Below are 12843 nucleotides of genomic sequence, written 5' to 3' on the forward strand. Positions count from 1 at the left end.
TTATTTTGCTGGCAGATACTTTAATCGTTCTTCCCCAAGTTTCGTAAGTGCATACTCAATTAACCCTTCGCCCTCACCAATTCAATCGCTTCTTTTCCAGTCAAGTGTTCAATATCGATCTCAACCATGCGCACCTGCTCAAATTGACTGTCTATTTCCTGCTTGCGGCCCTCTTCAAACTCCGGTGAATATTTCTCCGCCAAAAGCTCTATGGCCGCCCGTTTTTCCCCTTCGTCTTCCAGCACCCTTGCCTTTCCAAAGGCGATTGCGCTCCGAAAATAAGTGGTGTATTTTTCGGGAACGATCTGGTCCTGGTCGATGACGCAAAAAGACACTTTATGGTTCCTTGCAATGGCATCCATCTTATGGCCTTCCGCTGCACAGTGGAAAAAGATCTTTGAGTCTGCATACACATAGCTGAGGGGAACTGCGTATGGATATTCATCATCCCCTGCCGCGGCCAGCACGCCAGAAGTGCCTCTCTCCAAAATCGCCGCGCTTTCTCCAAACGATAACTCCTGATTCTTGCGTCTCATAGGTCGAAACATATGGATCACCTCTTTCTTATGTTTTGAATTATTATATCTCATTTAGCCCGGCAGGTACAAAAAAAATTTCCCACCCGACACCAAGGCAGTAATCGGAAAAAGTCCTTCGGCTGTATTCCAATGACGGATCCATTTCCTATAACAGGATAGCGGTGATTGTTTCAATTAGATAAAGAAACTGGTCGCACAGATTTTATCCGATGCGATCAGCTCCGTTCAAATTACCTATATGCAATTTTATTTATCAGAGGGTACTTGGGACAACTTATAGAGCCATAGCAGCATTGTAAGCCTCTGCGGTAGCCTGTTCAACAGTACGGGCGCTAATGCAGTCGCCCGCCTGTGCCCACTCTGGCACATCGCAGTCAGTAATGAAACTGTCAGCCAAAGCAGTACGTGCCTTCATGCCGGCAGCCAGAATAACAGTGTCGCATTTCGCAGTGCATTCTTTGCCTGCAGCATCGATGTAGGTTACACTATTTTTAGTCATTTTAATGCACTTCGCACCGCATATAGCGGTAAAGTTCGGATTTTCATCCAGCAGAATACGGATTTCATCGCCGCAGCTCTTGGAAGCATCCGGACACAGAGACTTCTGTATTTCGATGACAGACACATCCAAGCCCTTGTCGGCCAGATACAAAGCGGTTTCGCAGCCTACCTGCCCGCCGCCGATGATCACTACTGTCTTACCCAATTTATCTTCGCTGCAGTAAGCATCGGTAGCCACCATACCATTATCTGTGTTGTAGCCTGGAATTGGAAGCATGACAGGTTCCGCCCCCACTGCGATGATTACGGCATCATAGAGGTCATTTAACATTTCTGGCGCAGCCTCTGTCTTCAGTTTCACATCGATGGCACGTTTTCCTACCTGATGAATCAGATAATTTTTATAGCTGCATAGAGCATATTTGAATTCCACATATTCGGAGAATCCCAGAGCGCCGCCCAACTTGTCAGCCTTTTCATAAAGAGTAACTTTGTGCCCCCGGTCAAAGGCAGTGATAGCCGCTTTCATTCCTGCAGGTCCGCCTCCGATAACTGCCACCTTCTTCTGCTTTTTTGCTGCGGCGGGGAACATCTGCTGATGGATACTGTCAAAACCGATGAGCGGGTTAACCGCACAGCGGAACAGGTGCTCATAACAATCGGAGTCGTGACAGCGCATACACTTGATGCAAGGCACCACATCGTCAGCTCTGTTTTCCACGGCCTTGTGGATGGTTTCAGGATCTGCAATGAACTGACGGCAAACAGCTACAAAGTCACACTTACCTGCAGCAATAGCATCTTCAGCAGCCTGGAGACTTTCGAAGGCGCCGATCGCCGTAACAGGTTTGTGGATTTTTCCTGACTTTTTGAAAGCTTCAGCCAGCCACAGGTTCGGATGAGGACCCATATGCTGGCAAGGATGGGTCACGGTCATATATTTCTCAGTAACCATACCGCAGGAAGCCTGAATGATATCACAGTGCTCCTGGAAAATGGAAGCGATCCTGATGCCTTCTTCCAGATCGATGCCGCCTTCTTCAAACTCTGTAGCAGACATGCGGATTTCAAAGATCACCTTTCCCTTTGTAGCTTCACGGCATGCGTCCAGAATTTCCACCAGATAGCGGCAGCGGTTTTCTGTCGAGCCGCCGTATTCATCCGTACGACGATTTGTCAGAGGGGAAAGGAACTGTGCTAAAGGAATGGAGTGGCCAAAATGGAACAGGAACTGCTCATACCCGCATTCCATAAGGTTTTCACACATCTGTGCAGTAGCTTCCTTAAAACGCTCCATTTCCTCCTTTGTGATTTCCTGGGTAATCGGCTGCGACTGGAAAACCCGGTTGCCGTCGGAGCAGCCCAGAGGAGGACCCGGTCTCCAGGAGGCAGGAAGAAGTCCCATGATTTCCATGCCGGGACGTGCGCCGTGTGACTTAATACGCGCCGCAAGCAGCGTCAGTGCATTCTTGTGATTAAATGCGGAAGTGTCCCAAGCACAATGTTCGCCATCATCAAACACATCCGCAGCCTTTGTTCCGCCGCAGTATACTACAGCAGCGCCAGTCTTGGCACGATCTTCAAAGTAGGTCATGATTTCCTCATTTGGATATGGTTCTCCGTTGCTTGCGGAGTGAGGAGTAATCGGAGCAACAAAAATACGGTTTTTCAGAAGCTGGCCGCCAATACGAACAGGCGCCAGCACATGGGGAAACTGTTTATTCATAAATTTCACCTCTACTTTATAAAATATCCATGGCTGCACAGAAGCCTTCGTAAGTAGCCCATTTAACGATCCGCGCCTGTTTCGCATCTCCGACAGTAACAAACCATGGTGCGCTTGCCTTTAATGCCTCTACCGTTTCACGGTTTGCGCGGTTTCCGCATGCATAGATAACGGAATCATACTCCGCAAACCGTTCCTGCCCCTGAGCATCCAAGTACTTCACGCCCTTTTCGAGAATTTCTTTAACATGTACGTTGCATTCCCAGGTCATTCCTGCCTGTTTCATACGTGGAAGGAGCGCCTGCCGCTGTGAGAGACCCGAATCCATGCAGATGTCTTCCCGCATTTCCAGAATCTTGATTTCGACGCCCCATTGATCGGCGAAGAAATATCCGCTTTCGCATCCAATGGCGCCTCCGCCAACAATAACGGCTTTCCGGCCCAGCACGCTGAAATCCCTGTATACATCCACCGCATGAATGGCATGCTCGATACCTGGGATGGGCGGTACATAAGGATGGGAACCAACTGCACAGATCACTGCATCCGGTTTCATATCTTCAATGAAGTCCGGCGTCACTTCCGTGTTCAGACGAATTGCAACATCTGTGCGCTGACATCTTACTGCAAGAGAATCCCTGTAACGGCGCAATGATTCTTTATGATCATCCATATCGGTAAACCACAGCAGCCCGCCCAGCTTGCTATCTTTTTCACACAGCGTCACATCATGCCCGCGTTCTGCGGCAGTCAAAGCAGCATACATTCCGGCCGGCCCGCCGCCAACAACCAGGACTTTTCTCTTTCCTCCCGGCTTTGGTGCGTTTCGCCAACGCAGCTCCCTCTGTCCCCACGGATTTACGGCACAATGCCAGAGTTCCGGAATGGCCCGCTGGTCTGGGTCTGGCGGCAGCGGATTGAAGCAGGAGCACCTTAAACAAGGAGCTATTTCATTTTCCCGCCCCATCCGTGTTTTGTTTACAAAATCTGGATCCGCAAACTGCTGTCTTCCCAGTGCCACAAAATCGCACTTTCCCGATGCAATCGCTTCCTCGATCTGCTCCGGTCCATTGAAGCCGCCCACAGCCACCACAGGTACGTTAACGTGTTTTTTAATGACTTCTGCCAGATCCAGATTACAGCCATGTTCATCATACATAGACGAAAATGCCTTCGTCTCTACATGAGAGTGATAAATACCCGAAGTGACATGAATTAAATCCACATGGTCCTGAATTATTTTTGCAAATTCAACCCCGTCTTCCATTGTCATCCCGCCTTCAATTCGTTCAGAACCGGACATGCGGTATTCAATGAGAAAATTCCTGCCGCAGACCTCTTTGATCCGGTCACATACACGTACAGCGAAACGTGCCCGGTTTTCCATACTGCCTCCATATTCATCGTTTCGATGATTAAACAGCGGCGACATGAACTGGTTAAGAAGCCATCCATGCCCTCCATGAAGATTGACCATCTGAAATCCCAGGGATTTACACAGCCAGGCAGCTTCTGCCCATTTCTCAATAATCCGATCCATCTGCTCATACGTCATTTCTTCAACTTGGACGCCATCTTCACGAACAAATGCAGACGGGCCGATTGGATTTTTATTCCCGGCAATTGTATTGGGATGATTCATTGCACCTGTGTGATTTAACTGAATGGACGCGACTGCACCATGGGCTTTAACCGCCTCGGTCAGCACCATGATCGACTCCATATGGAATGTGGTCATGGAATTCTCCCAGACATTCAGTCCATGTTCATGTCGAGCGGCATAATCTGCATCGATAAAACTTTCAGTCACAGTCACGGCGGAGAACCCGCCCCGCGCCTTGGTTTCGTACGCGTCGATGCCTTCCGGTGTCGGATAGCCATGATCCACAATACGATTGGTGGTAATAGGCGCTGCAATAACACGGTTCTTAAATGTAACGTCTCCGATGGACATTGGTTGAAACATCATCGGGTATTTTTTACAATACATTTATATCATGCTCCTTTTTCAATTATGAAACCTGCTTCTGACTGTAGTCACGGTCTTCCAGATTGGCGTCCGGCAGCTTTCTCATGGTATACAGAATAACCAGAGCAACAGCAATCAGAACTGCAAATCCGATATAACCGGCTTTTGCAAATTCAGACTGCATGCCATGTGATTCATTTGGCATAGCCATATCATATAGGAGATTCATAATGGGAAGAACACTGGCCTGCAGGATCCCCTGAAATGTCATGATCCACTTGTTAGCAGCCTGATAACGACGACGTCCGTAAACATAGTTTGTGATCGCAGGGTGCAGAGTTGCACAGCCGCCTGTCATACAAGCAACGCCAAAGGCCCACACTAACATTAAGGCAGAGGATGCGCCGCTAGTCATATCCCATGGCATGATGATGAATGGGATTACACATATGAAAAAACCCACACATAAAATAATTGATGCATATATGGAACCAAGCTTATCGTCAATCCATCCTAAAATAAAGGACATTGGAATACCTAAAGCAGCGCCGATGGACAGATACAGCATTGGAGTTGTTCCTGCACCGAATCCGTCTCCAGCCATAACGTATCTTAACGCCATGGTCCCCATCATACCGGTAATAATCGCCTGTAAAATTCCGAATGCAATAATCAGCTTCCATGCCTGAACATCCCGCAGAATTTCACCCAGGGAAATATCGATGTCATTCTTGTCCCCATCTTCCGAAATCGGCGCATGATCCAGGCCATCCGGATATAAATTTATGTCTTCCGGCTTATCTCTTAAAAGGACTGCCGCTGCAATGGCAATTACTACCAGTGCACCGCCAAAGATCATGTAACCCTTGTCGATCCCTTGCATGCACAGTCTGCTGAGGAGGTTGATACCTGCTACGGAGAACAGTGGGGCGCCAATTGTAATCCAGCCCATCATGCGGCCGCGATACTTGATGTACCAGTTCGCGCACATCATGAAGCAGCCCATCTGTAATGGAACAACGGCACAGCGAACAATACACAGCAGAACAGTATAAAGGGTCAAATTTCCACTGCCGCCTGCTATACCTAAAAACATTGCAGCAACGCCTAAAACAACTGCAGACGGAAGCATGGTTTTCTTTACCCCAATCTTGAGCAGGGAAATACCGCAAAGCAGGTATAAGATAACCGTGATATAACCACCTATGTTGGAACCCAGATAAATCTGGCTGGTGGTCCATCCAGTTTCACTTAAAGCTACAGAAAGTACATTCAAATGGTCGTTCATGAATCCGGCATAGAAGAAGAATAAAATCAGTCCGAGTACACAAAACGCGACATGATGTCTAGCAAATCGCTTATTTTTTAACATTTTTTTCCTCCTAAATAATAACAATTACTATAAATTTTTTAATGCTGTGTTTATGATAAGTTTTGCCGGTATCACACCCTTTCGATCGCTATTTTGCCATGTACGTATCATGGCATAAATTCACGCGACATCCTATTACACATCAAAGGCTCGTGAGAACCCCTCTAAAACAGCGTTCATAATGGTCATTTCTTTGCCTGAGCAGTCTCCGATCGCGTAACTTCTTGGGATGATATTCAGCAATTCATCCGCTGCATCCTTATCGTAAGTCATTCCCAATGCGTTTACAGCAGAGTCACATATGATCGTATGTTCCGCCCCATCCTTATCTATGTAAACAACACCCTCCTCAGTAATAGCCTTCAGAGATGCTTCAAAGATGAAGGTAACATCCAGGCTCTGAAGAAGCGCCATGATCGACAGGTTAGCCGGACCTGGATTTCCCTTTAAGAACAGTTCCTCAGGGATCTTGTCAATTACAGTTACCTTCTTTCCGCCCTGTGCAAGCGCTATGGCCGTCTCTGTTCCGGTTAAACCTGCGCCGACAATCGTAACAGTATCGCCAACCGTCTTTCTTCCGGTATCCACATCGCCGGCCCAAATGAACGCTCTTTTTCCTGCCGTTGGAATATTCAGCTGAAGTGGGACTGCACCGGTACCAAGCAGAACCACATCCGGACTTTCCATCTTGATGATTTCTGGGGTTGCTTCTGTGTTAAGATGGATGACTGCGCCGGTGTTCATAGTTGTTTCAATCATCCAGTCTAAATATCTGCGCATATCGCCCTTGAACGGAAGCGCTGAGGCCGTATGCAGCATACCGCCAAGCCGGCTGTCCTTTTCATAGAGTACGACTTCATGTCCTAAGTCAGTCGGTCATTTTTTGCGGACAGTTCATACATGCTATCCTTTTCTGTTCTCTGCTCCTGCGTTTGCTCTCGTTTGATTTCTCCCTCCGTATCTTCTTGGCACAAGCAGGACAATACCTTGATGCACCAGAGCCCGGGACATATTCAACGCCGCACACCGTACAATTTTTAGCGGGCATTGCTGCCCACCGTTTTGTAGGTATGATATGTAATTCATCGACAAAGCCGATGAATTTATAGTAAATCTTGATTTCCTGCTTCACTGTTCCGTCTGCCATCTTCTCACGCTCCGAAACAAGTATCTTGTCTATGAGTGCGTTTATAACTGTTGCATCCAGTTCTTTTAAGCCTTGATAATTTCGGATAAGGGCGAGGAAGTCACGGATTCCCCGTGATTTCTCGTAGCTTTCATTAAGAGTTTCCGTCACCTCTTTCAGCCTTGCTTCAATTTCAAGCTGCTCTTTCTGGTATTTCCCCGACATCATCTCAAAATTCCGCTCGGTAATACGCTCCATGACCTTATCCTCGTAGAGAGAGGAAAACAGCCTGTCCAGTTCCGCAAGGCGTTTGTTCAGCTTCTTACGTTCTTTCTCTAATGCTTTCGCCCTGCTCTGGTCTGTTTCCGTGAGCCGCTTTTCTATGGCCCTGACCGCCTTTTCATCATTCACTGCCATATCCGCAAAACAGTTGATGTCGGCAAGAACGGCATTGAATAAATCCCTTGCTTCTATATTGTGGGCACTACACTCGCTTCTTCCGTTTCTTGCATAATTATTACATGAATACTGTACACAGTCGATAATCTCTGGGCGTTTCCTCCTGTGTACGTTCATTGCCCGCAGAGCACATCCGCAGTCCACACACTTGATAACGCCTGCAAAAATATTTACAAATCCTCCCTTGTTCTGTGGAAGCCTACGACTTGTAATAAGCTGTTGGACAATATCAAATTCCTCCTGCGTGACTATTCCCTCATGGGTATTGGGTATCACTTCCCATTCTTCGGGCAGCTTAGAGGGGCGTTTCTTGCTTTTCATATTGGCGGCAATCCGTTTGTAGCCTACAAGATTTCCCGCATATATCGGGCTTCTTAAAATGCTCCTCACGCTGTTCCCACTCCAAATATAGCGTTTGTCCTCGTTCCCCTCAAAATGACGTTCAAAGCCTGTTTCGCCACGCTCCGCCGCATAAGCGGCAGGGCGTAGGATATGCTGTTTATTAAGATGTCTGCAAATTTTGGCAACTCCATTCCCTTTTAATGCAAGGTCGAATATCTCTTTTACAACATGTGCCACTTTATCATCTATCAGCAGATGGTTGTGGTCGGCAGGGTCTTTGATATAGCCATAAGGGGCGGTAGTTCCCATGAATTTCCCCTGTTGAAACCTCGCCCGATATGCCGATTTTATCTTAACAGATATGTCAGCGGCATACATTTCGTTTAAAATGTTGCGGAAAGGCGTGATGTCCATAGCAGATTTATTCAAGGTATCTACGCCGTCATTGACCGCTATATACCTCACGTTATGCTCTGGGAAGAAAACTTCCAGATATAACCCACAATCAAGATAGTTTCTCCCCAGACGGGATAAATCTTTCGTAATCACGCAGTTTATCAGACCGCTTTCAATGTCTTTTATCATATTCTGGAAACTTGGTCTTTGGAAATTTGTACCAGAATAACCATCGTCCACATACGTTTTTGCTATGTGCCATCCCTGCTTTTTCACATAATCCGTGAGGATGGATTTCTGTGTCGCAATGCTCGCACTCTCGTTATCCGTACCATCGTCTTTAGATAAGCGGCAATAAATGCCGACTAAATAGATTTTCTTTTCTTCTTTGATTCCTGCCATACTGTAAAACCTCCGTATCTGTCCTATCTGTTTTCATGTCCCATTGCGTACATTCTAAGCGGACAGCCCCTCATTGTCGAAGGTGTCGCCCTCGGCAATCTTCTTCCGAATATCCTCGGAGATAATCGGGACAAACGCTTCTGTAACGGTCTGTGTGCCGACATATTCACGGCTGATTATCATCTGCACTGGTGCTTTTGGCACGATACGCTTTCTCTTTTTATCTGCTTTCTTATCCTCGCCCATACTTAAATCTTCCTTTCCAGACAGGGCAGGGAAGAGTTTGGAAATGTCCCCGCCCTGCCAATCAGATACCATTAATCCTCGCTGTTTAATTCTTTCTGTAATGCTTTAAGGAGTGCCGCCGCTTCATCAGCGTTCAGCGTGATTCCCTTGCCGCACTTTTCACGGTTCGGGGAAAAGCTGCGGATGTCATACTTCGGCTCTTTCCCATTCCATGAAATGAGATTGATTTCCTTTGTGTAGCCACTGTCGCCCGTAGACAATACTGCGATTTCCTTTACGATTTCATACTGGATTTCTCTCATTCTCCATACCTCAACTCTCTGTATTTACTTCCCGAAAAAAGAAGATTAGCGGCTGTCACGGTTGCGTTTCCTCTGCAACTCACGCTCCAAAAGTTTGATGATGGTTTCCTCCATCTGCTTCGGCGTTGTGTTCTTCGGAAAGTATTTTTTCAGCTTGCTTGTGTTGATTTTCAAGGTTTCTTTCTGGTTGCCCTTTTCCTCCGTCATAATCGCAAATATCGTATCCATGTCAAGCCGCCCGCTCTGGCTTAACTGTTTCATCCGCTGTGCCTGTGAGAGTGAGGGCGTTGCTTCTTCGCTCTCCATCGTGGCAAAGAGGTTTTCCTGCTCGTCTTTCTTCAAGAAGGACAGTTCCACCGCAGGCGTGAGGGCGATTTTCCCCTCGTCCACCATCTGCAAAATCGGCGGTATCAGTTCCGTCAGGCGGATAAAACGCTGCACGGTCATCCTGCCCACGCCGAAGCCCTGTGCCACCTTGTCGTCCGTCCGCAACTTCGTCACAACTTGTGACGAGGTTAAGTCTGTGCGGAAACCCTGCCGCTTCATGGCTTCGGATTTCATCTTGTAAGCAAACGCCCGCTCCGATGGCAGGATATTCTCACGCTGCAAATTGCTGTCTACAAGGGTGATGATGGCTCGGTCACGGTCTAAGGGCAGGACAAACGCAGGCACGGTATTTATCCCTGCAAGTTCAGAAGCACGGACACGCCGCTGTCCTGCAATCACTTCATAACCGTCCCCGTCCTCTTTCGGGCGTGTGATTATCGGCGTGACAATGCCAAATTCCTTGATGCTTTCCGCTAACTCTGACAGTGTTTCATCTTCTGCCACATGAAACGGATTGTCGGGGAACGGGTACAAGTCTTTGGTCTTTAACACCTTAAAATCCTGTTTCTTCATTCACATATCTACCTTTCTTTCGCTCTGCTTCTATGATTTTTCTGCAATTCTTCCAACACTTCGGGCGGTATTTTTGACAGCAGCCGCCCCATCTGCTCGTTGGTTCTCTGCAATTCAAATATCTTCTGATTCGCTTTCTGCACCTTTAGTTCCTGCTCGTACTTTTCATCACGCATACGCCCCGCATAGTCTGATTCCTGCCCAATTCTCTCTTTCAAACTGTCGATATACGCCTGCTGTTTCCCGATTTCCTTAGAGAATTTCTCCACGTCTGGCAGCCATGCAGAGAGTAAATCTAACGCTTTATCCCTTTTCTTCCCTGCGTTAAAGGCGTTGATGTCGGATAGGGCAGACACGATTTCTTCATACTGTTTATCAAGCCTGCCGCCTAATTTATAGAGCCATGTGGGGACGTGTTTCCGCTTGGTTTCCATTGAGGACTGCCCCCGTTCAAGCTGATTCCACCGTGAGGACATCCGCTCATGGTAGGCGGTCTGCCACTCGGATAATGATTTCTGGTTGCCTAAGATAGCTTTCGCTGACAGCTTATTGTCTGGCGTAATCGGCACAAAGCAGAGGTGCATATGGGGCGTTCTCTCGTCCATATGGACGACAGCGGAGAGGATATTCTGCTTTCCAACACGCTCCGAAATGAAGTCAAGAGCCGTCTGGAAATACGCTTTTTGTTCTTCGGGCGGTAACTGGTTCATAAATTCTGGTGAAGCTGTGATGAGCGTTTCCACCATCATCACGCTGTCTTTCCTTGTCCTGCACCCCGCTTCGGCTACCATGCGGTTAATCTCTTTCTTGTAGGTGTACTTTGGTGGTGCTATGAGATGGTAATTGTTTTTAGAGCGTTCCATATCTATATCTGGGTTGCTTTTGTAGGCTTCTTTCTTCCGCTCGTTGTGGCGTTCACAAGCCGCAACGCCGCCCGCTTTTCGTTTCTGGAAACGCAGGATTGCATAAGGCATAGGCGGATTCCTCCTTTCTTTCGGCGGGTGACCGTCCTTTGGGGTGACAGCGGTGACGGTGGTGACAGCAGTTTTGGGATACCCCCTGCCGACTGCCGCAACTGTCACCCTCACCCCCTGCATGACGGTCATGTCGATGATGACGGTGTTTTTGGGATACCCCCCTCGCAAGAGCCGTCACCGTCATGCCGCCATTCTTTTATCCGAAGCCGTAAGGCGTAGGATAGCAGGGCACAGCCCTGCCTTAAGGGAGTCCAGAGGGAACGTCTGGCACACGACTTTGCAGGGCAAAGTGTAGTGTGTTACACCCTGTAAACGCAGTCGGAAAAATCGGAATGATTTTTCTGACCGCAGGGGTGGTTTTACACGACCGAAAAGGGCGAGTAAATCTCACGCCTGCATTTTGCGTTTACGGGGTGTTCTCCCGTAGGGATGACAGCGGCAGGGTATCCTAAAATCACTGTCACCACCGTCACTGCTGTCACCCGCAGGGCAGAGCCGCCAGCTTTACATGGCTTTAAGCGTCAATGACAGTAACAGGGGGGTATCCTAATATCGCTGTCACCACCATCACCGCTGTCACCCGCCCTCCTTGCAAGGGCAATCCGCCTGCCGTCTTTCCTGCGGCTGTACTGGTAGCAGATACGGTTCTCGCTTAAAAATGTGGTGCGGTATTCATTCAGCCATTTCGTAATCACCGTGGGTATGGTTTCCGTTTCCCCCATAGCGGCTAACAGTTCCGTTGCCGTGCCTATCCATTCTTCCTTATCCCTCATAAAATCCACCAACCGAAAAAGGACATCTGGTATCGTTTCTTTCGCAAGCTGCTCCTGCGTTTTCCGCTCCACAAGCTCCCAACGGCAATCACGGAAACGCAGCGTGTATTCCTGATAAGGCGTGTCCCTGCCCGTCACATACAGCTTGGCGGTGTCAGACGCACGTTTCTCCTTTTCCAGAACAAAGGTAGCGTCCGCACTCCCCGTTAATCCTGTCGTCCCAGACACCTTGTTGAACACGTCGCTGTCATTCTGCTTTCGGATGTGGTGTACGACAATGACCGCCAGAGAGTGCCTGTCGGCAAAGTCTTTGATGAGGGAGATGTCCCCATAGTCGCTTGCATAGGCATTGTCTTTTGAAGCTGTACGGACTTTCTGCAAGGTATCAATGACAATGAGCCTGCTGTCTGGGTAATCTTTCAGATAATCTTCAAGCTGCACGATAAGACCGTCTGACAGCTTGCAGCTTGCCACGGCAAAGTGGAGCCGCCCGCTTGCTTCGTCCGTCAAACGAAATAACCTGTCCTGTATGCGGCAGAACGTGTCCTCAAGGCAGAGGTAAAGCACATCGCCCTCCATTGTCGGCATATCCCATAAAGGGATTCCCTGCGACACGCATAAGCATAGCTTCAGCATGAGCCAGCTTTTGCCTATCTTCTGTGAGCCGCAGAACAGCGATAAGCCTGTCGGGATAAGGCTGTCCACCACAAAGGATGGTTTCTCAAGCGGTTCATAAAGGAGCGTTTCGGCGTTGACTGTCTGTAACTTCTGCATGGCTTTCCTCCTTTCGGGCGGTGTCTTTGTTTTCGTTGC

At 48.2% G+C, this 12843-nt stretch carries 11 protein-coding genes; all 11 read right to left on the reverse strand.

All coding sequences use genetic code 11. From position 1 onward, the window contains the following. Window positions 1-59: 59 nt before the first annotated feature. Complete coding sequence (locus NIA71_RS13205; RefSeq protein ID WP_253020630.1) at window positions 60-548, reverse strand: pyridoxamine 5'-phosphate oxidase family protein; 489 nt, start codon at window positions 546-548, stop codon at window positions 60-62. 265 nt (window positions 549-813) lie between these two features. Beyond that, complete coding sequence (locus NIA71_RS13210; protein WP_253020631.1) at window positions 814-2766, reverse strand: FAD-dependent oxidoreductase; 1953 nt, start codon at window positions 2764-2766, stop codon at window positions 814-816. Between the two features lie 16 nt (window positions 2767-2782). After that, on the reverse strand, window positions 2783-4756 hold the full coding sequence (locus NIA71_RS13215) for an FAD-dependent oxidoreductase (RefSeq protein ID WP_253020632.1): 1974 nt from the start codon (window positions 4754-4756) through the stop codon (window positions 2783-2785). A gap of 22 nt (window positions 4757-4778) precedes the next feature. Beyond that, the gene (locus tag NIA71_RS13220) at window positions 4779-6107 is read right to left on the reverse strand and encodes an MFS transporter (RefSeq protein WP_253020633.1); all 1329 of its coding nucleotides are present in this window, start codon (window positions 6105-6107) and stop codon (window positions 4779-4781) included. Window positions 6108-6242: 135 nt separating this feature from the next. Further along, window positions 6243-6926, reverse strand: a complete 684-nt coding sequence (locus tag NIA71_RS13225; protein ID WP_253020634.1) for an FAD-dependent oxidoreductase — start codon at window positions 6924-6926, stop codon at window positions 6243-6245. 49 nt (window positions 6927-6975) lie between these two features. Next, the gene (locus tag NIA71_RS13230; RefSeq protein WP_001820670.1) at window positions 6976-8832 is read right to left on the reverse strand and encodes a recombinase family protein; all 1857 of its coding nucleotides are present in this window, start codon (window positions 8830-8832) and stop codon (window positions 6976-6978) included. A gap of 54 nt (window positions 8833-8886) precedes the next feature. Continuing rightward, window positions 8887-9078 (reverse strand): hypothetical protein, encoded by a 192-nt coding sequence (locus tag NIA71_RS13235; RefSeq protein ID WP_001820669.1) that lies wholly within the window; start codon window positions 9076-9078, stop codon window positions 8887-8889. A gap of 71 nt (window positions 9079-9149) precedes the next feature. Next, window positions 9150-9380 carry a YdbC family protein gene (locus tag NIA71_RS13240; RefSeq protein ID WP_001206986.1) on the reverse strand — a complete coding sequence of 77 codons (231 nt, stop codon included), beginning with the start codon at window positions 9378-9380 and terminating at the stop codon, window positions 9150-9152. 45 nt (window positions 9381-9425) lie between these two features. Next, a complete protein-coding gene (locus NIA71_RS13245; RefSeq protein WP_000743700.1) occupies window positions 9426-10280 on the reverse strand; it encodes a ParB/RepB/Spo0J family partition protein in 855 nt (284 codons plus the stop codon). An 8-nt stretch (window positions 10281-10288) separates the two neighbouring features. Next, window positions 10289-11254: a MobV family relaxase gene (gene mobV, locus NIA71_RS13250; protein ID WP_001820668.1), complete on the reverse strand. Its 966-nt coding sequence runs from the start codon at window positions 11252-11254 to the stop codon at window positions 10289-10291. Between the two features lie 524 nt (window positions 11255-11778). Further along, the gene (locus tag NIA71_RS13255) at window positions 11779-12804 is read right to left on the reverse strand and encodes an AAA family ATPase (RefSeq protein WP_001170964.1); all 1026 of its coding nucleotides are present in this window, start codon (window positions 12802-12804) and stop codon (window positions 11779-11781) included. Between the last annotated feature and the right edge of the window lie 39 nt (window positions 12805-12843).

It is taken from the genome of Ihubacter massiliensis, from assembly GCF_024125305.1.
In the GTDB taxonomy this organism is placed as follows: domain Bacteria; phylum Bacillota; class Clostridia; order Peptostreptococcales; family Anaerovoracaceae; genus Hominibacterium; species Hominibacterium faecale.

Bases quoted from the DNA above. Each gene is read 5' to 3' on its own strand.
- NIA71_RS13225 (WP_253020634.1), bottom strand. From the start codon at position 6,926: ATGCTGCATACGGCCTCAGCGCTTCCGTTCAAGGGCGATATGCGCAGA.
- mobV (WP_001820668.1), bottom strand. From the start codon at position 11,254: ATGCCTTATGCAATCCTGCGTTTCCAGAAACGAAAAGCGGGCGGCGTT.
- NIA71_RS13240 (WP_001206986.1), bottom strand. From the start codon at position 9,380: ATGAGAGAAATCCAGTATGAAATCGTAAAGGAAATCGCAGTATTGTCT.
- NIA71_RS13255 (WP_001170964.1), bottom strand. From the start codon at position 12,804: ATGCAGAAGTTACAGACAGTCAACGCCGAAACGCTCCTTTATGAACCG.
- NIA71_RS13220 (WP_253020633.1), bottom strand. From the start codon at position 6,107: ATGTTAAAAAATAAGCGATTTGCTAGACATCATGTCGCGTTTTGTGTA.
- NIA71_RS13210 (WP_253020631.1), bottom strand. From the start codon at position 2,766: ATGAATAAACAGTTTCCCCATGTGCTGGCGCCTGTTCGTATTGGCGGC.
- NIA71_RS13235 (WP_001820669.1), bottom strand. From the start codon at position 9,078: ATGGGCGAGGATAAGAAAGCAGATAAAAAGAGAAAGCGTATCGTGCCA.
- NIA71_RS13230 (WP_001820670.1), bottom strand. From the start codon at position 8,832: ATGGCAGGAATCAAAGAAGAAAAGAAAATCTATTTAGTCGGCATTTAT.
- NIA71_RS13215 (WP_253020632.1), bottom strand. From the start codon at position 4,756: ATGTATTGTAAAAAATACCCGATGATGTTTCAACCAATGTCCATCGGA.
- NIA71_RS13205 (WP_253020630.1), bottom strand. From the start codon at position 548: ATGTTTCGACCTATGAGACGCAAGAATCAGGAGTTATCGTTTGGAGAA.
- NIA71_RS13245 (WP_000743700.1), bottom strand. From the start codon at position 10,280: ATGAAGAAACAGGATTTTAAGGTGTTAAAGACCAAAGACTTGTACCCG.